At 64.2% G+C, this 22,747-nt stretch carries 25 protein-coding genes; 12 read left to right on the top strand and 13 right to left on the bottom strand.

Features of this window, described 5'->3' with window-relative positions; genetic code table 11:
* The first annotated feature begins 7 nt into the window (after window positions 1-7).
* Together IWY39_RS06565 and IWY39_RS06560 are read left to right on the top strand one after the other, a co-directional pair.
* On the top strand, window positions 8-775 hold the full coding sequence (locus IWY39_RS06565) for an energy transducer TonB (protein WP_107124143.1): 768 nt from the start codon (window positions 8-10) through the stop codon (window positions 773-775).
* A 15-nt stretch (window positions 776-790) separates the two neighbouring features.
* The gene (locus IWY39_RS06560; RefSeq protein ID WP_107124142.1) at window positions 791-1,474 is read left to right on the top strand and encodes a Fe2+-dependent dioxygenase; all 684 of its coding nucleotides are present in this window, start codon (window positions 791-793) and stop codon (window positions 1,472-1,474) included.
* A 3-nt stretch (window positions 1,475-1,477) separates the two neighbouring features.
* On the opposite strand, the gene IWY39_RS06555 is transcribed toward IWY39_RS06560, so the two are convergent.
* The 9 genes from IWY39_RS06555 to IWY39_RS06515 form a co-directional block, all read right to left on the bottom strand.
* Complete coding sequence (locus tag IWY39_RS06555; RefSeq protein WP_017182630.1) at window positions 1,478-1,801, bottom strand: hypothetical protein; 324 nt, start codon at window positions 1,799-1,801, stop codon at window positions 1,478-1,480.
* Window positions 1,802-1,828: 27 nt separating this feature from the next.
* Window positions 1,829-2,698, bottom strand: coding sequence for an FAD:protein FMN transferase (locus IWY39_RS06550; protein ID WP_107124141.1), 870 nt, complete (start codon window positions 2,696-2,698; stop codon window positions 1,829-1,831).
* Between the two features lie 98 nt (window positions 2,699-2,796).
* On the bottom strand, window positions 2,797-3,669 hold the full coding sequence (locus IWY39_RS06545) for a DUF4198 domain-containing protein (protein WP_107124283.1): 873 nt from the start codon (window positions 3,667-3,669) through the stop codon (window positions 2,797-2,799).
* Window positions 3,670-3,680: 11 nt separating this feature from the next.
* On the bottom strand, window positions 3,681-4,205 hold the full coding sequence (locus IWY39_RS06540; RefSeq protein WP_017182633.1) for a DUF2271 domain-containing protein: 525 nt from the start codon (window positions 4,203-4,205) through the stop codon (window positions 3,681-3,683).
* An 11-nt stretch (window positions 4,206-4,216) separates the two neighbouring features.
* Window positions 4,217-4,906 carry a PepSY-associated TM helix domain-containing protein gene (locus tag IWY39_RS06535; RefSeq protein ID WP_107124140.1) on the bottom strand — a complete coding sequence of 230 codons (690 nt, stop codon included), beginning with the start codon at window positions 4,904-4,906 and terminating at the stop codon, window positions 4,217-4,219.
* Between the two features lie 79 nt (window positions 4,907-4,985).
* The gene (locus tag IWY39_RS06530) at window positions 4,986-5,726 is read right to left on the bottom strand and encodes a FadR/GntR family transcriptional regulator (protein WP_107124139.1); all 741 of its coding nucleotides are present in this window, start codon (window positions 5,724-5,726) and stop codon (window positions 4,986-4,988) included.
* A gap of 16 nt (window positions 5,727-5,742) precedes the next feature.
* Complete coding sequence (locus IWY39_RS06525; RefSeq protein WP_107124138.1) at window positions 5,743-6,666, bottom strand: Gfo/Idh/MocA family protein; 924 nt, start codon at window positions 6,664-6,666, stop codon at window positions 5,743-5,745.
* Window positions 6,663-8,240, bottom strand: coding sequence for an aldehyde dehydrogenase (NADP(+)) (locus tag IWY39_RS06520; protein WP_107124137.1), 1,578 nt, complete (start codon window positions 8,238-8,240; stop codon window positions 6,663-6,665). The genes IWY39_RS06525 and IWY39_RS06520 overlap by 4 nt, the downstream gene beginning before the upstream one ends.
* A gap of 29 nt (window positions 8,241-8,269) precedes the next feature.
* Entirely contained in the window at window positions 8,270-10,072 is a 1,803-nt protein-coding gene (locus tag IWY39_RS06515) for an IlvD/Edd family dehydratase (RefSeq protein ID WP_017182638.1), read from the bottom strand.
* Between the two features lie 136 nt (window positions 10,073-10,208).
* Here IWY39_RS06515 and IWY39_RS06510 point away from each other — a divergent pair, with 136 nt between their 5' ends.
* The 6 genes from IWY39_RS06510 (at window position 10,209) to rpsI (ending at window position 14,798) form a co-directional block, all read left to right on the top strand.
* Window positions 10,209-11,114: a 2-dehydro-3-deoxygalactonokinase gene (locus IWY39_RS06510; protein WP_107124136.1), complete on the top strand. Its 906-nt coding sequence runs from the start codon at window positions 10,209-10,211 to the stop codon at window positions 11,112-11,114.
* A complete protein-coding gene (locus IWY39_RS06505; RefSeq protein WP_107124135.1) occupies window positions 11,111-11,740 on the top strand; it encodes a 2-dehydro-3-deoxy-6-phosphogalactonate aldolase in 630 nt (209 codons plus the stop codon). The genes IWY39_RS06510 and IWY39_RS06505 overlap by 4 nt, the downstream gene beginning before the upstream one ends.
* Window positions 11,741-11,806: 66 nt before the next feature.
* Window positions 11,807-12,829, top strand: a complete 1,023-nt coding sequence (locus IWY39_RS06500) for a COX15/CtaA family protein (RefSeq protein WP_107124134.1) — start codon at window positions 11,807-11,809, stop codon at window positions 12,827-12,829.
* The gene (locus tag IWY39_RS06495; protein WP_229380594.1) at window positions 12,826-13,623 is read left to right on the top strand and encodes a hypothetical protein; all 798 of its coding nucleotides are present in this window, start codon (window positions 12,826-12,828) and stop codon (window positions 13,621-13,623) included. Before IWY39_RS06500 ends, IWY39_RS06495 begins: the two co-directional genes overlap by 4 nt.
* Window positions 13,624-13,758: 135 nt before the next feature.
* Window positions 13,759-14,238: a 50S ribosomal protein L13 gene (gene rplM / locus IWY39_RS06490; RefSeq protein ID WP_017182643.1), complete on the top strand. Its 480-nt coding sequence runs from the start codon at window positions 13,759-13,761 to the stop codon at window positions 14,236-14,238.
* Complete coding sequence (gene rpsI, locus IWY39_RS06485) at window positions 14,238-14,798, top strand: 30S ribosomal protein S9 (protein WP_017182644.1); 561 nt, start codon at window positions 14,238-14,240, stop codon at window positions 14,796-14,798. The genes rplM and rpsI overlap by 1 nt, the downstream gene beginning before the upstream one ends.
* A 197-nt stretch (window positions 14,799-14,995) precedes the next feature.
* On the opposite strand, the gene IWY39_RS06480 is transcribed toward rpsI, so the two are convergent.
* Complete coding sequence (locus IWY39_RS06480; RefSeq protein WP_107124133.1) at window positions 14,996-16,300, bottom strand: lipopolysaccharide biosynthesis protein; 1,305 nt, start codon at window positions 16,298-16,300, stop codon at window positions 14,996-14,998.
* Window positions 16,301-16,477: 177 nt separating this feature from the next.
* Between IWY39_RS06480 and IWY39_RS06475 the strand changes: the two genes are divergently transcribed.
* Window positions 16,478-17,242: a phosphocholine cytidylyltransferase family protein gene (locus tag IWY39_RS06475; RefSeq protein WP_017182646.1), complete on the top strand. Its 765-nt coding sequence runs from the start codon at window positions 16,478-16,480 to the stop codon at window positions 17,240-17,242.
* A 28-nt stretch (window positions 17,243-17,270) separates the two neighbouring features.
* Here IWY39_RS06475 and IWY39_RS06470 read toward each other — a convergent pair whose 3' ends face one another.
* From IWY39_RS06470 to IWY39_RS06460, 3 genes are read right to left on the bottom strand one after another with little or no spacing between them, the layout of a single operon-like run.
* Complete coding sequence (locus tag IWY39_RS06470; protein ID WP_107124132.1) at window positions 17,271-17,708, bottom strand: HIT family protein; 438 nt, start codon at window positions 17,706-17,708, stop codon at window positions 17,271-17,273.
* On the bottom strand, window positions 17,705-18,826 hold the full coding sequence (locus IWY39_RS06465; RefSeq protein ID WP_107124131.1) for a CDP-alcohol phosphatidyltransferase family protein: 1,122 nt from the start codon (window positions 18,824-18,826) through the stop codon (window positions 17,705-17,707). Before IWY39_RS06465 ends, IWY39_RS06470 begins: the two co-directional genes overlap by 4 nt.
* Window positions 18,823-19,962, bottom strand: a complete 1,140-nt coding sequence (locus tag IWY39_RS06460) for a hypothetical protein (protein WP_107124130.1) — start codon at window positions 19,960-19,962, stop codon at window positions 18,823-18,825. The genes IWY39_RS06465 and IWY39_RS06460 overlap by 4 nt, the downstream gene beginning before the upstream one ends.
* A gap of 167 nt (window positions 19,963-20,129) precedes the next feature.
* On the opposite strand from IWY39_RS06460, the gene IWY39_RS06455 reads away from it, so the two are divergent.
* The 3 genes from IWY39_RS06455 to zapE are packed head-to-tail and all read left to right on the top strand — an operon-like array spanning window position 20,130 to window position 22,491.
* On the top strand, window positions 20,130-20,918 hold the full coding sequence (locus tag IWY39_RS06455) for a succinate dehydrogenase iron-sulfur subunit (RefSeq protein WP_017182650.1): 789 nt from the start codon (window positions 20,130-20,132) through the stop codon (window positions 20,916-20,918).
* Between the two features lie 23 nt (window positions 20,919-20,941).
* Window positions 20,942-21,382, top strand: a complete 441-nt coding sequence (locus IWY39_RS06450; protein ID WP_107124129.1) for a PaaI family thioesterase — start codon at window positions 20,942-20,944, stop codon at window positions 21,380-21,382.
* Complete coding sequence (gene zapE / locus IWY39_RS06445; protein WP_107124128.1) at window positions 21,379-22,491, top strand: cell division protein ZapE; 1,113 nt, start codon at window positions 21,379-21,381, stop codon at window positions 22,489-22,491. Before IWY39_RS06450 ends, zapE begins: the two co-directional genes overlap by 4 nt.
* Window positions 22,492-22,747 lie beyond the last annotated feature (256 nt).

Here is a 22,747-nt window from a genome sequence, read left to right as displayed (position 1 = left end):
CGCTGCGATGCTCCATGCTGCAAGTCGGCCAGCCGACGATTTCCCGACCGACCTATCGCATGATTTTGATCGTCCGTCCGCCATCGGCCTTGCCCGATCGCAACCGGAGGAACGGCCTGCGCCCGGTCGCTATGGCGCAGGTTCGCGGCCCAATATTCCGGTCATCGCGGCCATCCTGATCTTCCATATCCTGCTGATCGCCGCGCTGGTCCAGGTTCGCACCCATGTCCAGCGGATGCAGGAAGCGAAGCTGACGGTGGTCAATCTTTCGCCACCCCCGCCACCGCCGTCCGCCGAAACACCGCCACCGCCGCCTTCGACTCCGGAAATCGTGGCGCCGCCGCCGATCGTTCAGACGCCGGTGCCGCCGGTCCAGACCGTGCAGACCACGCCCGATCCGGTGCCGGTGCCGGTGCCGACAAATGTACCGTTGGTAGCGGCTGTTCCAAAACAACCCCTTCTGCCTGCAGCGACCCAGAATGAGGCGAAGGCTGCGCCCGTTGATCTGACAGCTAGATTGATATCGTCCAAGCCACCTCGCTATCCTATCGAAAGTCGGCGCAAGCGTGAGCAAGGTACGGTAGAACTGATGATAACGCTCACGCCCGATGGGACCGTTGGGAAAATATGGGTCTCCAAATCAAGCGGCTTTACTCGCCTCGACAAGGCTGCCTTAGATGCCGTTCGAGATTGGCGGTGGGCCCCCAATCCTGACGGCAAGCCGCTAACAGGATGGTTGCCGTTCCCCTTCGTCCTGCGCAGCGACGCAGCCTGAAACGCGGCCCCAGTCATGCTCATTGCCATTCCCGACCTGATCGACGCCGCTGGTGTCACTGCGATCCGCGCCCTGATCGACGGCGCGGAATGGGTGGACGGTAACGTCACGTCCGGCCCGCAATCCGCTTTGGCCAAGCATAACCTGCAATTGCCCGAAGACGCGCCCGCCGCCAGGCAGGCCGGGCAGATGGTGCTCGATGCGCTGGGCCGATCGCCCCTGTTCATCGCCGCCGCGCTGCCGCTCAGGATTTTCCCGCCCTTGTTCAACAGCTATGCGGGCGGGCAGGCGTTCGGCGTCCATGTCGACAATGCGGTGCGTATTCAGGCCGGGACCGGCTTTCGCGTCCGGTCCGACCTGTCGATGACTGTCTTTCTGGAAGAGCCGGACGCCTATGATGGCGGCGAACTGACGATCGAAACCAATTTCGGGGTGCAGAGCGTCAAGCTGCCTGCGGGCCACGCCGTCCTCTATCCTTCATCGTCGCTGCACCGGGTCGAGCCGGTCACGCGCGGGCGGCGCGTGGCAAGCTTTTTCTGGCTCCAGTCGATGATCCGTGACGATGCCGCCCGGCAAATCCTGTTCGATCTGGACCGCAGCGTACAGGAACTGGGCGGGACGCTTGGGCAGGAGCATGGGGAGGTGATCCGCCTGACCGGCGTTTATCACAATCTTCTGCGCCGCTGGGCCGAAAGCTGACGCTTAATTGCCGTCCGCGTCGACGGTGAATATCATCGGCTTGCCGCGCGATGCAGGCTCCCATCCTGCCAGCAAGGCGGCGCGGATGCCCCTGGTAACAATGGCGTCGTTGATCTGGAGGCGGCCGCGCTGCAAGCCTTTGAGCAGGCGTTTGGGCGGCGGAAATTCCAGCACCGCGCCGCGCTGGCAATCCTGCTGTGACAGGGCGATGGTCATGCCCTTCCAGCCCTCGGCATCGCTCCATTGGGGCTCGCGCCGGAGTTCCCATTCATATATGTCGCCATCGACGGAGACGGTTCCGGAAAGATTGTGCATGGGCGTCCGCATAGCAGCCTTGGCGTCAGGCACCACCCTTCATTCCAGCATCCGGGCGAGCGCGGGGGTCATATATTCCTGCGCGCCATCGTCTGTCCGCAGCACCAGCCGGGCGGGCAGGGCGTGGCGCGTGGCCAACGCCATGCCCCGCGCCGGGCCCATGACGGTGATCGTAGTGGCCCATGCGTCCGCCAGCATCGCATGTTCATGCAATACCGTAACGGATGCCACCCCCTGGGGGATCGGGGCGCCACGCGCCGGATCGATACTGTGGGACAGGCGCGCATTGCCTTCCATGCGGAAGCGGCGATAGTCGCCCGATGTCGCCACCGACAGCCCGCACAGCGCGATGCGCAGCACGGGTATCGCCAGACCCGGCGGAGGCTCCACATCGACCCACCAGGGCTGCATGTCGGGCTTCACACCGTCGCCGCGCAACTCGCCGCCGATTTCGATGAGGAAATTGGTAACCCCCAATGCCCGCAACCCAGCCGCCATGGCATCGACCGCAAAACCCTTGGCAATGCCGGAAAAATCAAGCGCGACATGGGCGATGCGGCGGGCCTTGTCGCCATCCAGTTCGATCGCCTGCCATGGTGCGCTGTCGATCAAGGGGGCGGGGCGCGGCAGGGCCGCAGGACCAAAGCCCCATTGATCAACCAGCGCGCCGATCGCCGGGTCGAAGGCGCCGTTCGACAGCCGCGCCATGTCCAGCCCGGCCCGCAGCACCGTCAGCATGTCCGGCGGCAGGGTCATCCAATCGCCCACCGGCGTTCGGTTGAACCGGCTGATCGCGGAGTCTGCCTCCCAATTGCTCATCTGGTCGATGATGCGGGCCAGACCATCCTCGATCGCGGCCTGGCAATTGGCGGGCGGATCGACCAGCATGGCGGACCAGCTGGTCCCCATGGTCGGTCCGCCCAACGTCACGATACGGCCCGCCCGCGCTCGCCCGGCAAGCTGGTCGGGCGACAGGTCGGGCGGGATCGCGATTCGGACTGCGTGGGTCAGGGCGCCAGCACTTCCAGCGTGCTGACATAGGATGCCCGCCGCTGCGGCGGACCGGCGGGGCGCGCAGGCGCAGGCGATGCGCCCGGTGCGCCGGCACCAGGGCCGCCGGGGCCACCACCTTCGCGCCCGCCACCGACACTGGCGTTCAGCCGGTACATGCCCGGCTGTGGCCATGTGATCGCGACCTTGCCATCCTGATCGGCGACCAGGTCCATCTGGCCCAACGCATCGCGATAACGGATGCCGCCGGGGATGACGGTGACCTTCAGGCCTGCCGCCGGCTTGCCGTCGAGCAGAAACTGGAAGCTGGCGGTTTCGCCCGACACCAGATCGTTGGGATGGGTCACGGGCACCAGTTCGATGCCCGATCCGGTCGGCTTGAACACCCCGGTGGTTGGCGCGCCCAGCGTCACGAAAATCTCGTTGCGATTGGACGCTTCAGCGACCTGCACGTCGGTCGCGCCCGCCGGAATGACACTGGCCAGCTTGTCCTTGGTCGTGCCGCGCGGCAGCCGTTCCTGCTTGCCGTTCAGCCTGTAGCTGCCCATCATATTGGTCGACACGCTGCCGATGCGGTAGGTGCCCGGCTGGGTCAGATGTACGTCGAAGGTCGACCGATATTTGCCGGTCGCGGCATTTTCGATCTTCCCGATGCTGCCGTCCGGCTGGGTTACGACGATGCCGTCGGTCCGCATCGGTACATGCTCGAAATAGAAAAGGTCGTTGGACACGGCAGCATCGACTGTCACCCAGCTTTCGCTGCCCGACAGGGTGGTCGAGGATGGCATCATCCACTGGCGGTGCGCCTGCGCCGCGGCGGGGAGCATAAGGGCGGCCAAGGCGCCCGCGATCATCAGTCTGGCTTTCATCATCTTATCCCCTATTTGCCGAAATTCAGGGCGACGGTGCCCAGTTCCGCATTGCCCTGCGCCTTGACGGTGCTGCCGGGCTTTGCCGGCCAGGCGAAGGGCAGGCGGACGACTTCGCGGCCACCCACTTCGCGTGCCGCTTCCACGATCAGCGTGTAATTGCCGGGGCTGAGCGCGCCGAGCGGACCCTTGCCAGCGACAAAAGCGATCTTGTTGTCGCCGGGCGCGCGGGTTGCACCCGTCACGCCATCCGCCGGAAAACTCATCGTCCGCCCCGAAGCGCGCCACCACTGCCGCACGTCGCGCAGCCATTTGGTGCCTTCCCCCTTTTTCATGTCATAATCATACCAGACCGACAGGGTGCGCGGCGTCGCCCCCTGTTTTTCGATCCAGATCGCGACATAGGGGCGGTGATATTCGGCCACCGACAGGCGCGGTATGCCGACCGAAAGGTTCAGCGTCTGCGCGGTGGCTGGCGCTGCAATCGTGCCCAGCGCGGCGGTGCCGGTCAGCAGCAGGCGATGGCTGATCTGCATGAAAATTCCCCTTAATGGATGAAGATGATGGCCAGCACTGCCGGCAGGGCTAGGCCAATGGCGACAAGCGGCCAGGTGCTGGGGCGCTTCTTCGCGTGCAACTGGAGCAGCAGCAGTCCGGTCAGCGCGAACAGGAAACAGGCGACCGAGAAAATGTCGATAAACCATTTCCACACCGTGCCGGTATTGCGGCCCTTGTGCAGATCATTGAGATAGCTGACCCAACCCCGGCTGGTCGCTTCGCTGGTCATCGTCCCATCGTTCCGGTCGATCGAGACCCATCCATCGCCGCCGGGGCGGGGCAACGCGAGATAGATTTCGTCGGCAGACCATTCCGCCTCGCCACCGCCGCGCTGCCCGGTCGTCTTTTCAACCCAGGCCGCGACCGGCGCAGGCAGCGGCTTTTTGGCATCGGGCGCATCATCTGGCGCAATCAGCTTGCGCAGATCGGTGGGCAAAGTCGCATTTTTCTCGATCGTCTGGGGCGATCCTTCGACATCGGCGGCATGGTTGAGCGTAATGCCGGTGAAAGCGAAAAGCAGCAGCCCGACCAGGCTGATCGCCGAACTGATCCAGTGCCAGCTATGCAGCTGCTTGAGCCAGAAGGATTTGGCGGACTTCTTCTTCTGCTGCTGCTTAAGGCGGGCGGTTCCGTGCATCGGATGGGTGACTGGTCCTGCGAGGATGGATGTCGACCGCATACCGCGAACGATTCGCAATTGCAAATGAGTCGCAGGAAGAATTTTGTATCAAAATGTATGGTGAGTGGCGGGGGACTGCTCAGCCTTCGCCGTTCGGCTCCACCAGCGCAATGTCCATGTCAGCAAGCGCCAGCCGCAGCAATTCGGCCATGCCCGCCCGCGCCGCTGCCGTGTCGCGCGCGGCGATCGCCTGAAACACGGCGCGGTGATCGGGCAGGGGATCGCGCGGCAACAATTTCATGCGATGCTTGAAGGTCGTGGTCCAGCTCACCGCTGCGCCCACGGAACTGGCCAGAGCCTCCAGCGCGTCATTGCGGGTCGCGGCCAGGATCATATTGTGGAAGCGCTGATCAGCGGCCCGGCCTTCCGGTGTGGAAAGGCCATAGCGCCCCATATCGTCGAGCGCCGTTTCCATCACCGCCAGTTGCTCGTCGGTGCGGCGGCGTGCGGCAAATTCCGCTGCGGCTGGTTCGATCACGCCGCGCAGTTCGAACAGGTCGCGGATGAACCGAGAATCCGGTTCGCCCGCGAACATCCAGGCGAGCATTTCGGGGTCCAGCACATTCCAGCGATTGCGCGGCAGGACGCGGGTACCGGCCTTGGGGCGGCTTTCCAGCATTCCCTTGGCGATCAGGATGCGGACCGCCTCGCGATAGGCGGTGCGCGAAACGCCCAGGCGGTCGGACGCCTCAATCTCGCCTTCGAACAATTCGCCGGGCTGGTAACGGCCAGTCAGGATAGCGGTGCCCAGATCGCGCGCGATCGTCTGGTGGATACGCAGCCCGCTCTCTTCCGATCCGACCTTGCGCCCGCTAGCCACTATAGTCTCTCCCGTTTCAGTCCTCGAATATCGCCGTAGGACAATGCCGTCCACAAAGGAAGGCATCAGCTACCAGCCGCAGCGGCGCGATGTCAGCATCAATCGTGCGCGTGGCAACCAAATCGACGAACCGGCGATACATGGCGGGATATTCCTCGTCCGGGGCTTTCATCTGAACCTCCCCGTCCAACCGCAGCATATTGCCGCCTTCGGACAGAAGCAGGTTGCCATTATCGGTATCGACCGCAATGTCCCATGTCTGCGGCCCGGTTTGCCGCCAGTCGAACACAGTGTCGATCGGGGCGCCCGATGCGGTCGCCATCGCCAGCGTCGCGCCGATGGGAGCGTCCTTGTTGGATGGTATCTCCAGGCTGGCTGACAGCAGGGTGACGGGTTCGGGTACGATTTCGGTCAGGATGGACAGCGCATTGATGCCCGGATCGAACACGCCGAAACCGCCCGCTTCCCATATCCAGGGTTGGCCGGGATGCCAGTGACGGACATCTTCGCGCCACTGGATCGAGATACGCTCTATCCTGCGCTGCGCTATCCACGCCTTCGCCTGCGCCACGGCGGCGGCATAGCGGCTGTGCCAGCTGGCATAGAGGGTGACATTCTGCGCCTTGGCCAGCGCGATCAGCGCCTCCACTTCGGACACGGTCGCGCCCGGTGGCTTTTCCAGAAACACATGCTTGCCCGCCAGCAGCGCCTGCCGCGCGGCATGATAGCGGGCCTGGGGCGGCTGGCACAGGATGATCGCGTCCAGATCCGGCTCGCCCGCCAGCATCGCGCCGAGGTCGGGATAATTATGCACCCCGTCCCCTCGCGCGTTGCGGCTGGCGATGGCGATCAGATCGATGCCAGCCGTCCTGGCCATTGCGGGCAGGTGCTGGTCGCGCGCGATTTTGCCCAGCCCCACCAGACCTGCCCTGATAGTCATGCCGCGACCACCAGCTTGCCGTCGATCCGGCGATTGAGGCCGAGCGGATTGGACGCCTGCAAGGCGGCGGGCAGCAGTGCATCCGGCACGTCCTGATAGCAGACAGGCCGCAGGAAACGCATCATCGCCAGCGTGCCGACCGATGTGGATCGGCCATCGGCGGTCGATGGGAAGGGGCCGCCATGGACCATGGCATGGGTCACTTCGACGCCGGTGGGCCAGCCATTGGTCAGGATACGCCCAACCTTGCGCGACAGCACGGGCAGGAGCCGGGCTGCGTCGGCGCTGTCCGCGTCCGTCAGTTGCAGCGTTGCGGTCAACTGGCCTTCAAGGCCCGCGATGGTGGCGATGACTTCATCGATGCTGCTGCACCGGATCAGCACCGACGAAGACCCGAACACTTCTTCCGCCAGCAGCGGGTTCGCGCCGAAGGTCGCCGAATCGGTTGCAAAGAAAGCGGCCTTGCCCCGGTTGCAGCCTTCCGCTTCCGTGCCGCGCGCGATGGTGGTGACGCCCTCCGCGCTTTCCAGAGCCGCAACGCCCTTTTCATAGGCGTCGTGGATGCCGGGGGTCAGCATGACCTGCGGCGCAGCGCCGGACAAGGCTTCCGCCGCTGCCGCAACGAATGTGTCGAGGTCCGGCCCGTCCAGCGCGATGACCAGGCCGGGGTTGGTGCAGAACTGCCCCGACCCCATGGTCAGCGATCCGACAAAGGCCGTCCCCATCGCCGCGGCCCGGTCGGCCAGCGCGCCGGGCAGCAGGACGACCGGATTGATCGAGGACATTTCGGCATAGACCGGGATCGGCTCCGCCCGTTCGGCCGCGATCTTCATCAGCGCGACACCGCCGCCGCGCGATCCGGTGAAGCCCACCGCCTTGACGCGCGGATCGGCAACCAGCGCGCCGCCCAGCGCCCGGTTGTTGCCGGGCAGGTAGGAAAACACGCCTTCATGCAGGCCGCACGCCTTGACCGCCGCCTGGATGGCGCGGGCGACCAGTTCGCCCGTGCCGGGATGGGCGCTATGTCCCTTCACGATGACAGGCGACCCTGCAGCGAAGGCCGAAGCGGTATCGCCCCCCGCGACCGAGAAGGCGAGCGGGAAGTTGGACGCGCCGAACACGGCGACCGGGCCGACCGAATGGTTGACGCGGCGCAGGTCCGCACGCGGCAGCGGCGCACGGTCGGGCATGGCAGGGTCGATGGTGGCGTCAAGCCAGTCACCCAGCCGCACATAGCTGGCGAACAGGCGCAACTGGCCTACGGTGCGGCCGCGCTCGCCTTCCAGCCGCGCCCGCGGCAGGCCGGATTCCGCCATCGCGGTTTCAATCAGCAGGTCGCCAATGGCGACGATCTGGTCAGCGACGGTTTCCAGGAAAGTGGCGCGGGCGTCGGGGGCCAGCGTCGAAAAACTGTCAAACGCCGCGTCGGCAAGCGCGGCGGCTTCCGCGACGTCGTCCGGCATGGCGCTGGAAAAGGCGACGCTGCCCTTTTCGCCGGTGGCCGGGTGGATCGCATGGAATGGATCGCCGCCCTGACGCTCGCCTGCACCGACGAGAATGGCTCCGTTGAACATAATAGTCTCCATATTCATGAAATAGGGGGTCAGTGATTGTCGCGTGGCAGGCCCATGGTCTGGGCAATGCGCTGATATTTCTCCGCCCCTTCAAGGATCGCACCCGTATTCATCTGCCCCACGACGGCGCGCTGGATTTCCTGCCAGGGGGTTTGCGATGCGGGATATTTATAGCCGCCTGCGGCCACCAGCGCTGCACGCCGCGCTTCCAGTTCCTCTTCGGAAATCAGCACGTTAACGGTACCGGCGTTCAGGTCCATTCGCACCCGGTCCCCCGTTTCCAGCAGCGCGAGGCCACCCATCGCCGCCGCTTCGGGCGATGCGTTCAGGATCGACGGGCTGCCCGACGTGCCGGACTGGCGCCCATCGCCGATGCAGGGCAGGGCCGATACGCCCTCGGTAATCAGATAGGCAGGCGGGCGCATGTTGACGACTTCGGCCGCGCCGGGATAGCCGATCGGCCCCGCGCCGCGCATGAACAACAATGTCTGGTCGGTGATACCGACCGACGGATCGTCGATGCGGCGATGATAATCCTCCGGCCCGTCAAACACGACTGCCAGCCCTTCAAAGGCGTTGGGATCGTCCGGGTTGGACAGATAACGGTCGCGGAATTCGGCGCTGATGACGCTGGTTTTCATGACGGCTGCGTCGAACAGATTGCCCGACAGCACCAGGAAGCCTGCATCCTCGACCAGCGGCTGGTCATAGGGGCGGATGACCTTCTCATCCTCTATTTCCACGCCCCGGCAATTGTCGCCCATGGTCTTGCCGTTGACGGTCATCGCGCCTTCATGGATCAGCCCTTGCGCGATCAACTGCGCCACCACAGCGGGTACGCCCCCGGCGCGATAATAATCCTCGCCCAGATATTCGCCCGCAGGCTGGAGATTGACCAGCAAGGGAATCTTGTGCCCGACGCTCTCCCAATCCTTGAGCGGCAGGTCGACGCCGATATGGCGGGCAATCGCCGCCAGATGAATGGGCGCGTTGGTCGATCCGCCGATGGCGCTGTTGACCATGATGGCGTTGTGGAACGCATCTCTGGTCAGAATGTCGGATGGCTTGAGATCCTCATGCACCATCTCGACGATGCGCTTGCCGGTCAGATAGGCGGCTTCCTGACGATCGCGATAAGGGGCGGGAATAGCGGCCGAACCCGGCAGCATCATGCCCAGCGCCTCGGCAAGCGAGTTCATGGTCGATGCTGTCCCCATGGTGTTGCAATAGCCGGTCGATGGCGCGGACGACGCGACCAGCTTGATAAAGCCTTCATCGTCGATCTTGCCCGCCGCCAGCAATTGCCGCGCTTTCCATACGATGGTGCCGGACCCGGTGCGCTCGCCCTTGTGCCAGCCATTCAGCATCGGGCCGACGGACAGGGCGATGGCGGGGATGTTGACGGTCGCAGCCGCCATCAGCAGCGCAGGTGTGGTCTTGTCGCAGCCGGTGGTCAGGATCACCCCGTCGAGTGGATAGCCGTACATCGCTTCGACCAGCCCCAGATAGGCAAGGTTGCGATCCAGGCCCGCCGTCGGGCGCTTGCCGGTTTCCTGAATCGGGTGGACCGGAAATTCCAGCGCGATCCCGCCCATTTCGCGAATACCGTCGCGCATGCGTTCGGCCAGTACCATATGATGGCGGTTGCAGGGCGAAAGGTCGCTGCCGGTCTGGGCGATGCCGATGATCGGCTTGCCGCTGCGCAATTCCTCCAGGCTCAGCCCGAAATTCAGATAGCGTTCCAGATAGAGCGCTGTCATGTCGATATTGTCGGGGTTGTCGAACCAGGCGCGACTGCGCAATTTGAAGGCTGGCTTGGACGAATCACTCATTGGGCATCCTGACACTTGATGGACTATGGCACGTTGACGCGCTTGGCCTCTTGATATACTCAGACAAATAGGAATTCAAGAAGCTGTGTCGAGGACAAGTGAGGCGGATCGAGATTTTTACGAAAGCCGGTCCGCGATGAACGGCTACCGGGTCATCGGCGATTGGGGAACGAGCAATCTGCGCCTGTTCCGGGTCGAGGACGGGCGGATCGTCGCGCGCCGCGACGGGCCGGGCATCGCTGTCGCCGGGCGGAATGCGGAAGCCGCCTTTGCCGATACGGTCGCCCCCTGGCTGGCCGATGCCATGCCGCTTTCCATCACCCTGTGCGGCATGGTTGGCGCGCGCGATGGCTGGGTGGAGGCGCCCTATGCCGATTGCCCGTCCGATGTGGAAGCCTGGCGCGCAGCCGTCACAGGCTTTGACTGGCGTGGCGTGCCGATCGCGATCATGGCGGGACTGGCCTGCACCGGCGCGGATGGCGTCCCCGACGTCATGCGTGGCGAGGAAGCGCAGATTTTCGGCGCCTGCGTGCGTGATCCGGCACTGGCGCAGGGCCGTCGCCTGATCGTGCTGCCGGGCACCCACAGCAAATGGGCGCTGGTCGAGGACGGCCGGGTGCTGGCGTTCCGCACCGTGCCCACCGGCGAACTGTTCGCCTTGCTGCGGGACGGATCGACGCTGGGGCCAAAGGATAGCGTCGGCGACGCCGCCGAAGAGGCTGCGGGCTTTGCCGAAGGGCTGGCGCGGGCGGGGGAGGGGGCTGTGCTGGCCGGACTGTTCGCCGCGCGGGCGATGCGGTTGCGTGCCGGGCGATCCACCGACTGGGCGCTGGGCTATTTGTCGGGCCTGCTGATCGGCGGCGAAATAGCCGAAGCGCGCGCTTTGCTGCGCGCGGACCATGGCGTCACGTTGATCGGCGATGCGCGCCTGTCGGATCGCTATGCCCGCGCGCTGGCCGTGCAGGGCGTGGAATCGCACCGTCTGGATGGCGACGCCTGCGCGCTGGCCGGACTGGGTTATGCTGGAGATATGTTGGTATGACGATGGACGACCTGCTGACCGATGGCGCGCCGCCGATCGCTGCCATCCTGCGCGGCATCCGCCCGGTCGAGGCGCTGGACGTCGCCGCGGCGCTGGTGGAGGCGGGCATCCGCATCCTTGAAGTCCCGTTCAACTCGCCCGACCCCCTCGTCAGCATTGGCGCGATGCAACAGGCCTTTGGCGACCGCGCGATCATTGGCGGGGGCACGGTGCTGAGCGTCGAGGCGCTGGAACAACTGCATGGCGTGGGCGGGCGCATCATGGTGACACCCAACACCAACCCCGCTGTCATTGCGCGCGGCGCGGAACTGGGCCTTGACCTGCTGCCCGGCTTCATGACCCCCAGCGAAGCCTTTGCCGCGATCGCCGCGGGCGCGCGCCGGATCAAGCTCTTCCCTGCTGCCCGGCTCGGCCCGGCCTATGTGAAGGCGATCAAGGATGTGCTCCCCAAACATGTCGGCGTCTGGGCCGTGGGCGGCACCGGCGCGGACACGATCGGCGAGTGGCTGGCGGGCGGCTGCGAAGGGATCGGCGTGGGTGGTGCGCTCTACCGCGCCGGCGACGATGCGGCGCTGGTCGGCGCGCGCGGGCGCGATCTGGTCGCGGCCTGGAAAGCCTGCCTTTGACGTCTGGGACAATCTGTCCCGATCGTCCTGCTTGAAACGCCATCGGCTTGGGGGCATGGACCGGCTATGGCCAATCCCTCTCCCCGCCCGGTGGCGATCGCCCGCTGGTTGCTGTTCGTCGCTGCGCTGGTGTTCTTCATGGTCGTGGTCGGCGGCATCACCCGCCTGACCGAATCGGGCCTGTCGATCACCCAGTGGAAGCCGATCACCGGCGCCATACCGCCGCTGACCCATGATCAGTGGATGGAGGCCTTCCGCCTCTATCAGCAAATCCCCGAATATCAGCAGATCAACCGGGGCATGAGCCTGTCCGATTTCCAGTTCATCTTCTTCTGGGAATGGCTGCATCGGCTGCTGGGGCGGCTGATCGGGATCGCCTTCGCCTTGCCGCTGGCATGGTTTGCGTGGAAACGCGCCATTCCGGCAGGTTATGGCCCCCGGCTGGTGGCGCTGCTGGCGCTCGGCGGATTGCAGGGGGCGATTGGTTGGTGGATGGTCAAGTCGGGCCTGACGTTGCGCACCGATGTCAGCCATTACCGGCTGGCGGTACATTTGCTGACGGCGCTTTTCATCATTGGCGGATTGATCTGGACCTCGCTCGATTTGCTGGCGCTGTCGCGCAACAGCCGTGCCCGTCCCGCACGACTGCGGCCGCTGGCGCTCGTCGCGCTGCTGGCGCTGTTCGTGCAACTAATGTTGGGCGCCTTCACGGCCGGTCTGGATGCGGGCTATGTATCCAGCACCTGGCCGCTGATGAACGATCATCTGGTGCCGGAAGGGATCAGCTGGATGGGTTCGCTTTGGGCCACCGTCTCCAGTGATCCCTATCTCGTCCATTTTCTCCATCGCTGGTGGGCCTGGGGCGCTGCCGTTGCGCTCATCCTGCTGGCCCGGCAGGCCAGGCGCGCCGGACAGCGCGCACCCTCGATCGCGATCAATGCGGCGGTCGGTACGCAGATCGTGCTGGGCATCGCGACCGTGCTGAGCGGCATCGCCCTGCCGCTCGCCGTGCTGCATCAGGCGGTCGGCGCTCTGGTCGTGGCGTCGGCAGCCTGGGGCGCGCATGCCATTGGCACCCGGCGCATATGATGGCGATGCGTGCAGCGGCGCTCTGGCTGGCGCTGCTTGCGCCGGGTGTGGCACAGGCCGAAGCGATCGCCATCCCCTTCGCGCCGCCGGTCGATCGCAATCTCACCTATCGGATCGAGCAACACCGCCCCGTCGAAGGCAAGGTCAGCCGGTTCACCGCGACGCGCGACCTGCGTTTCGACAAGGTTGCGGACGGCTATATCCTCCACGCCACCTTGCGCACTATCGACAGCGATGCGCCTGCTTCGGGCGCTGAACCCTATGCCGCCGCGCTGACGCCGCTGATCGGGGTGGAGCATCGCTTTCATGTCGATGCCAGGGGACAGATTACAGCGCTCGACAATATGGATGCGGTCTGGGGCGCGGTAGAGGCCGGGTTGGCAAAGATGCAGGCGAGCTTTGCGCCAGACACGCCGCGGCACAAGGCCGTGCTGTCCGTACAGGCCTTGCTGTCGGGCCTGTCGCCGGAAGGGCGGCTGGCGTTGCTGGCGGGCGAGTTGCGACCGATCTTCCTGTTTGCTGGCGACACGGTGGAGGATGGCGCGGGGCGCGGCGTGCGGACGGTCGCTGGCGCGCCGCTTGGCCGTCCGGTCCCGGTCGAAGGCGTGCTGCGGGTGACGGCGCGGTCGGATGCCGCGCTCGATCTGGATGAACAATTGGCTGGGCAGGGGATCGTCGTCGGCGTCACTTACCACCTGTCGCGGCGCACCGGCCTGATCGAGCAGCAGCAGCGCAATCTGGCGCTGGGAACGCGCGCGGTGACCGAAAAGCGGGATTTGACGCCTGCCGATTAACGACGGGTATTACTTTACCCGTCAGCAAAGCCGCCGAATCTCTTGACTTGTAGCCTGCCACCCGTCATTAGCGCCCCACTTCCGGGCGTCGGCAACGGCGTCCGGTTTCCTTTTTCATTCTGGAGAATTGGCACCATGAAGGCGCTGATGAAGACCACCAAGTCGGCGACGCCGGCGACGGTCGAAAAAAAATGGGTCCTGATCGACGCGGAAGGCCTTGTGGTCGGCCGTCTCGCTTCGACCGTGGCGAACATCCTGCGCGGCAAGCACAAGCCCAGCTTCACGCCCCATGTCGATTGTGGTGACAATGTCATCATCATCAATGCTGGCAAGGTGAAGTTCACCGGCAAGAAGCTGACCGACAAGGTTTATTACAAGCACACCGGCTATGCCGGCGGCATCAAGGAAACCACCCCGGCCAAGATTCTGGAAGGCCGTTTCCCTGAGCGCGTGCTGGAAAAGGCGATCGAACGCATGATCCCGCGTGGCCCGCTGGGTCGCCAGCAGATGCGCAACCTGCGCGTGTTCGGCGGCGCCGAGCATCCGCATGAAGCCCAGAACCCCGAAGTGCTCGACTTCGCGTCGCGCAACCGCAAGAACAAGGTGGGTGCATAATGTCCGATAACCGCCAGTCCCTGTCTGATCTCGCACAGATCGCTGCCGAAGCCGCCGCGGCTCCGGCTGCCGCGCCTGCCGCTGCGCAAGCGCCTGCTGCGGACGTTGCCGCCGACGCGCCCATCGCGCCGCCTGTGTCGACCATGCCGCTGCGCCAGCAGGAAATCGACAATCTTGGCCGCGCCTATGCGACCGGCCGCCGCAAGGACGCCGTTGCCCGCGTCTGGGTAAAGCCCGGCACCGGCAAGATCACGGTCAATGGCCGCGATCAGGAAATCTATTTTGCTCGTCCGACTCTGCGTCTGGTGATCAACCAGCCGTTCGGCGTCACCGACCGCACCGGTCAGTATGACGTGATCTGCACCGTCAAGGGCGGTGGCCTTTCGGGTCAGGCCGGCGCGGTCAAGCATGGCATCGCCCAGGCGCTGACCAAGTATGAACCGGCGCTGCGCAGCGCGGTCAAGGCCGAAGGCTTCCTGACCCGCGACAGCCGCGTTGTCGAACGTAAGAAGTACGGCAAGGCGAAGGCCCGCAAGAGCTTCCAGTTCTCGAAGCGCTAAGCGTTTCAGCTACTGTCAGACGATCGAGAAGGGGCCGGTTTTCCGGCCCCTTTTTCGTTGGGCGTCGTGCGAGGTGGGATCACGGAGTCATTTTCCACCCGCCGTTCGTTTCGAGCGCAGTCGAGAAACCGCGGGCCACGTTTCTCGATTGCACTCCAAACGAACGGCGGAAGGTGAAGCTACGCCCAGCCGCCCGCTCACCCCTGCGCGCGAACAGCCTTGCGGCTGGCCAGGCCCATCATCACGAAGCCGGCGATGGCCGCGACGATATTGGCGCTGGCTGCGCCCATCGTGCCGTAAAGCGGCAACAGCGCGGCCTGCATCCCCAGCAAGAGCGCGGTCGAGATGAAGGTGATGCGCAGCGACAGACCCGCCCGGTCGGTCGCCATCAGCAGCGGGCGATAGCTGACCCCGATCAGGTCGATGCAGGCGGCGATGCCCAGCAGCAGCAGCAGCGGATAGGCGGGCAGAAACTCCCGCCCGGCGATCAGCCCCAGCAGCGGATGGCCGATGGTCAGGATCAGCGCGATGATCACCGCGCCAGCGACCAGCGCCAGCCGGTTGGTACGGCGGAACAGCGCGCCCAGCGCCTCGCCCCCCTGACTGCCGCTGCGTGACAGCTCGACGAATATGCTGCGCGACAGCAGGCTGGAAATCTTCGTCAGCGAATTGGCAAGCTGGTTGGCGAGGCGATATAGGCCCGCGCCGACTGGCCCGACGAACAGCCCGACCACCAGCACCGCGACCTGCTGTCCCATGGACGACAGGCTGGTCTGGAGGTTGGTGGCGGTCAGGAAACCGATAATGCCGGGATTTTCCGCCCGCGCATCCAGCGCCCGTCCCGCGCGCCACGCGCCGATCCGCCCGCGCCCTTCGCGCAAAGCGAGCCACCAATAGGCGAGCGCACATAATAGCTCCGCCGCGCCCCAGGCGATCAGAAAGCCGGTGATGGTCGGCATCAGCCAAAGCGCGGCGACCGCGCCGATCATTCGTCCGACCGGGATCATGGTTTCGGCGAGCGCGGCGGAATCGAACCGGTCGAACAGGCGCAATATGCCGGTGGGGCTGGACCGGATCGTGATCATCATCACCATGCAGAACAGCCATGCCTGCCACCCCATGCCCGGCGGCAGTTCCAGCAGGCCGCCAAAGGCCAGGATGATGACGGCGGCAATCGCCCCGCCGACCGCGGCGGAGGCAAGGTCGATCATAATGCAGAAACGCAGCACCCGGTTGAGCGCGTCGCCATTGTCCGCTGCCAGATGGGTCTGGCCATAGCGCACGACGATCTGCCAGCTGTCGAAGCTGGTCATCGTCTTGATGACGGTGGCCGCGCTCAGCACCAGCGCGAACCGCCCGAAATCGGCCACGCCCAGCGTGCGGGTGACGATGGCGAGATAGGCCAGGCTCAAGACCGCGCCCACGCCCTTGCCCCCCAGCAGCCAGCCGGTATTGGCCAATATGCGGGAAAAGCCGTCCTGTGCTGCGCCGGGCTTGAACATCAACCAACCAGGTCCTTCAAACTGACCGCGACGTGCTCCTGCGCAGGCAGGAGCCCAGTTCCTCGCTCCGATCTGGGCTCCTGCCTGCGCAGGAGCACGCTGCGCTTTAAGCGCCCACTGAACCGAGTGCAAACGCCGCCTTTTTTTCGGCCAATTTCCCTTCTAAAGACCCGCGCCATGACCATCACCAAAGCCATCATCCTGTCCGCCGGACAAGGATCGCGCCTGTTGCCGCTGACCCGCGACGTGCCCAAATGCATGATCGACTTTAACGGCCGCACCCTGATCAGCTGGCAGATCGCCGCGCTGGTCGCCAATGGCGTGACCGACATCGTGGTGGTGACGGGGTTCCGCACCGAACGGGTCGAGGATCATGCGCTGCAATTGTATCGCGAGACCGGCGCGCGCATCCGCTGCGTGTTCAACCCCTTCTTTCAGGTGGCCGATAATCTTGGCACCTGCTGGATCGTGCGGGAGGAGATGGACCGGGACTTCATCATCCTGAACGGCGACACCATCGTGTCGGACGAAATCGTCGCGAAGCTCATAGCCGGGACGCAGGATGCGATCACCGTGACAGTCGACGTGAAGCCCGACTATGACGATGACGACATGAAGGTGAACCGCGACGAGAGTGGTCGGCTGCACCATATCGGCAAGCGGCTGCTGCCGCCCGACACCAACGCTGAATCGATCGGCATGCTGGCCTTCACCGGCGAAGGCCCAGCAATCTTCCGCAACCAGATCGACCAGATGATGCGTACCCCCGAAGGCGTCGAACGCTGGTATCTGCGCGCGATCGACATCATCGCCAAGGGCAACAGGGTCGGCACCGTGTCGATCGAGGGGCTGGAATGGCAGGAGGTCGACTTCCATCAGGATGTCGAGGCGGCGACGGCATTGACCGCGAAATGGGTCGCCGAGGGGCGCTACGGGCGATAAAAGCGGCGGTCGTCAAAGAGACTGTCGGTTACTTCATTTCGTTATCGAAATGAATTTTCAGCCACGCTTTTACATTGTCCAGCTCACTGTCGAGCTTGACCGCAGACCCAAGGTCCGGCTGTCCCGGCCACCCCGCATCCGCCACACGCACACCCGCCGCGCTGCGTGTCCCTTCATAGCGGGGTATGACATGGAAATGGACGTGCGGGTCAACCATCATCAGCATCAGATAGTTGATCTTCGTATAGCCCACCGCCTTGGTCAGCGCCGCCTCGATCGCTACGGTAACGGTCTTGAGTTCGGCATGGGCGTCGCCAGGCAGGTCGCCAAACGCCGTCGCGTCGCTCTTGGCCGCGAGGATCAGCGACCCCAGCGTCGGCTGGGCCGGGCGGAGCAGCACGACCCAGTGGGTGAACTCCGCAATCAGCGTGGCGGGCCAGCCGAATTTCTCGATCGTGGGGTTCATGGCCGGGCTTGCTCCATCCAGCTGACAATTGGCTGGCCGGACCGCTTGACGGCATAGGCTTGCGCCAGCCGCACGGCATGGACGATCAGGGAGATGACCGTCCACCAAGCCAGCGCGATCAGGCCGATGTCGGGTCGCCCGAACAGCAGCGACACGAACAGGATGACCATATTGGGGTTGCGCCGCGCGGTGATGAGGCGGAACTGGCTGTCGAAGCGCTGCCAGACATGGATGTCCATGCCGAAATCCTTGAGGAACATCCCCTCGATCAGCCGTTGCAGCACATAGCCCGCGATCACCGCCGCCATCACCAGCGCGAAGGTCCGGGTCGACAGCGCCAGTCCCCAATAGGCCAGCCCCGTCCCCCAGAAATACCACCAGAAGGGCGGGTGGACCAGATCGACGCCATGGTCGATCACATTGCCCCATTTGGACGAGGTGATGGTGCAACGGGCAAGCTTGCCGTCCACCGTGTCGAGCACCATGAAGATGAAGCCGGACAGGAAGCCGGTCCAGTACATGCCCTGCGCGAACAACCATGTCGCAAGCAGGCAAAGGGTCACGCCGATCACCGAAACCATATTCGGGGTCATGCGCAGCTGCGCCGCGATCCGCGTCAGCACCAGCGCCAGTTCGGGCCAGAGATATTTGGTCAGCAGGTCGGTGACGCCCTTATAGGCGCCGAAATAGCTGCGCCGCTCAATCTCGCGCCGGGTTGCCGGGGTCAGCCGCTGAATGAAGGGGCAGTCGAGTTTGCGCAGCTGACGGTTGTAGATCAGCGGGCCGTCCCGATAATCGATGATGGTCAGCGTGGCCCGGTGCGCGGCGATCTGATCGGCGGATGGCGCAATCGACCGGGGTAGATGCGCCATGACAAGCGCGTCGCCGTCCATGACGACCATTCCGGGCGAAGCCAGAACATGGCGCAGCCAAACCGGATCGAACACATAGTCCAGATTGACATGGAGGCGCCCGTCGGTCGCTTCGGGATCGGCCGTCATGCCCTCTGCGCGCGCCAGTCTTGCCAGCCGTTCGGCATTGGTCATACCCCACAACAGGGCAGGATTGACGCCGATCAGCGACAGGCTGGGGGGCGACGATGCAGAGGGCGTGATCATATTTCGCTCTTACCGGCTGGGCCGTCATTTTCAAGGAAGGCGGCGATGGCGTCTGCACCGCGTCGTGCCGCACCGGTTGGATCGCCCCCAACCGATTCCGCGAGGCGCAGGCGCTGCGCATCGATATAGTGGGGGTGCCGCGTTGCCACCCGGTCCAGCGCCTGTTGCAGGTCTGACAGATCGTCCAGCACGTCGCCCAGCGTCCAGAACAGATAATCCGCATCGCCCTGCCACTGCACGCCATGGGCATTCAGGAACAGGCAGGGGCGCGGTATGGCCAGAAATTCATACACCTGACTGCTGACGTCACCCAGATAAATGTCCGCTCCGATCATATAGCTCATGTCGAACAGGCGATCCGAATCGAGATCGATCATGACCTTGCCAGGGATGGCGAGCGCGGTGATGGCGTCCCTTGCCGATTGCGGCGCATCGGCAAACAGGCGGACATGCGGCGCGACAACCAGATTGTAGCGATCCTGCGCGCTGAACCATGCGATGACATCCTGCCCGAACCGATCCCAGGAGGATAGGGAGCGACGGAAATGCGGGGCGTAGACCACAGTTGGTCGATCATTGTCGAACAGCGGCACCCGCCGTTGCTGCATCTGCGCCATCAGGTCCAATTTGACATAGCCGTTGGTTGCATAATGGCCGGGGCGGATCGTCCCAGCCTCCAGCAACCGCTGCTCGCTCTTTTCCCCGCAAACCAGCACGAAATCGAAATGCCGGTCGCGCGGGTCCAGCATGATGGCGCGGTCGCCCGCGCCATGGGGCGTGAAGATCAGGCTGGTGTGGCGCGGCAGCAGGTGGCGGATCAAGGTGGTGGTACGTTCCGGCACGACAATCGCATCGAACCCGCACAGAAAGGGAAGCGCGCTCAGCAGGGTCAGCAAGCGCGAATGACGGCCGATGCCGATCGCGCGCAGCAAACGGGTGATCCGGCCCCGACCCAGCAAATGCACATCCGGCGCGAACGCCGGGTAAATATCGGCCAGACGTTGCATGACGCGCACATGCGCTTCGCTGGCCAGCGCGATGGTCGGGCGATGACCCGCGGCTGCCATTTCTGCTGCAATCGGCAGGGCATGAAACAGGTGATGGGGTTCGCCAATGAACAGGAAAAGGACGCGCATGAATGGCCGTATCAGGGGGTGGCGCCCTCTTGCCACGGGCGGCCTGGATTGACCAGATGCAAGCGAACCTGGCGTGCGAACTCGTGCGCAAACACAATGGTGCAGCTTGACTAAGCGGTCCCTATATTGTTCAGGGGCGTGGAAACGGGATAGCAGGACTTATTCAGATGGCCGAATTTGCGTTGCCCAAGAACAGCAAGATCAGCGGCAAGGGTGTGACCCACCCCGCACCCGCAGGCGCGACGAAGGTGCGCAGCTTCAAGGTGTATCGCTACGATCCCGACTCCGGGCAGAACCCGCGTTACGACACCTATGAGATTGATCTCGACAATTGCGGCCCGATGGTTCTGGACGCGCTGATCAAGATCAAGAATGAATATGATCCGACGCTGACCTTCCGCCGGTCTTGCCGTGAAGGGATTTGCGGTTCCTGTTCGATGAACATGAACGGCAAGAACGGGCTGGCCTGCACCACCGCGATCGAGGAATGTTCGGGCAAGGACGTGCGGATCACGCCGCTGCCGCATATGGATGTGATCAAGGATCTGGTTCCTGATTTCACCCATTTCTACGCGCAGTATAATTCGATCCAGCCCTGGCTCAAGACCGTGTCGCCGCCGCCATCGGGCAAGGAGCGGCTCCAGTCGCCCGCCGATCGCGAGAAGCTGGACGGCCTTTACGAATGCATCCTGTGCGCCTGCTGCTCGACCAGCTGCCCATCCTACTGGTGGAATTCGGACAAGTTCCTCGGCCCGGCCATCCTGTTGCAGGCCTATCGCTGGCTGGCGGACAGCCGCGATGAATATACCGGCGATCGTCTCGACGAACTGGAAGATCCCTTCCGCCTGTATCGCTGCCACACCATCATGAACTGCGCGAATGTCTGCCCCAAGGGTCTGTCTCCGGCCAAGGCGATCGCCGAAACCAAGAAGATGATGGTCGAGCGGCAGCTCTGATTGTCGTGAGTAAGACCGAGGCGATGGCTTCCGCCGAACCGGCGGAGGATTGGAGCGGTTGGCGGCGCTGGGGCGATTCGGACAGCGTCGATTTCCCCTCGGTGATTGGCAGCGGCTATGCGCGCAGCGACGCGCCGGGCAAGGCGCGGGTCGCGCTGGAGGTGCGACCGCAGCACATGAACCGCTTTGGCAATATGCACGGCGGTTTTGCCGCTGGCTTTGCCGATCACGCCTATTTCATCGCGCTCTGGGCGATGGGGCGTGAGGATCAGATGGCCGCGCTCACCATTGACCTGTCGATGCAATATCTGGGCCTGGGCAAGCGCGGTCTGACGATGATCGCCGATGTCGAACTGCTCAAGGAAACGGGCAAGATGCTGTTCCTGCGCATGACGATCGCGCAGGGCGATGGTTTGATCGCGGCCTCTACCGCTACATTGCGCAAGGTCATTGTGGCCAAGTGACAGGGGTGGTTGCCCGATATGAGGCGCTGATCGCGGCTGGCGAATTGCGCGCCGATCCCGATCAGCGCGCGGCGGCGTTGCGACTCGACGCCTTGCAGCAGCAATTGGAGGCGGTTCCCGCACGCGGTTCGACGCTGTGGAAGCTGCTGCGCAAAATGCCTGAGCCGCCGCGCGGCCTCTACATGTGGGGTGGGGTCGGTCGCGGCAAGTCGATGCTGATGGACCTGTTCTTCGACACGGTGAAGATCCAGCGCAAGAAGCGCGTGCATTTCCATGAATTCATGCTCGACGTCCATGCGCGGCTGGCGGAAGCCCGCAAGTCGGAGAAGGGCGATCCGATCCCGCCGGTCGTGGAGTCGCTGGCCGATGAAGCGCGCTTGCTCTGTTTTGACGAAATGGTCGTCAATAATATGGCTGATGCCGCGATCATGTCCCGCCTGTTTACCGGGCTGCTGGAAAAGCGGGTGACGATCGTCACGACGTCCAACCGCGAACCTGATGAACTCTACAAAAATGGACTTAACCGTCAGCTTTTCCTGCCCTTCATCGACCTGATCAAGGATCGTCTGGACGTCCTGACGCTGAACGGCCCGACCGACTATCGCCGCGACCGACTGGGCGACGCGACCTTGTGGCACTGCCCCAATGGCGATGCGGCGACGGTCGCGCTCAGCACGGCATTTTTCCGCCTGACCGATTATCCCCCGTCAGACCGCGCCCATGTGCCCTCGGAGGACATAAAGGTGCAGGGCGGGCGGACGCTCCATGTGCCCAAGAGCCTGAAGGGCGTGGCGGTCTTTTCGTTCAAGCGGTTGTGCGCGGAGGCGCGCGGCGCGCCCGACTATCTGGCGATCGCCCGGAAATATCATACGGTGATCATCGTCGGCATCCCGGTCCTGGGGCCGGAGAAGCGCAATGAGGCCGCGCGCTTCGTGACGCTGATCGACTCGCTGTACGAATATAAGGTGAAGTTGCTGGCGTCGGCGGACGCGGAACCGGCGCGGCTCTACCCGGAGGGAGACGGCGCGTTCGAATTTGAACGGACCGTGTCGCGACTGATGGAAATGCAGTCGGACGATTATCTGGCGCTGGGCCACGGTCCCAAATAGGTACCGCAGCGGGCACGGCCCGCCGTGCGCTGCCGTCATCATGACGCAATCTTCTTGCTGAAAACGGGGAAAAACAGACCGGATGCTCTCCGTCGGGAAAGCATCCGGCAGGATACCGCTGCAGGGACAGCTCGACGGCCAGGGTGGGAGCCGGGAGCGACAGGGTGTTGCTGCTCTTATCGCAATTGAGAATGAGTTGCAAAGATAATTTGCTCGTACGGCCTTTGTTAGTTGAAACCCCTGCATTATCGGCTTA

The organism is Sphingobium sp. JAI105 (assembly GCF_015752145.1).
In the GTDB taxonomy this organism is placed as follows: domain Bacteria; phylum Pseudomonadota; class Alphaproteobacteria; order Sphingomonadales; family Sphingomonadaceae; genus Sphingobium; species Sphingobium xenophagum.
The sequence above is the reverse complement of the archived record's forward strand: the minus strand, read 5'-3'. Positions and strand labels throughout refer to the sequence as shown.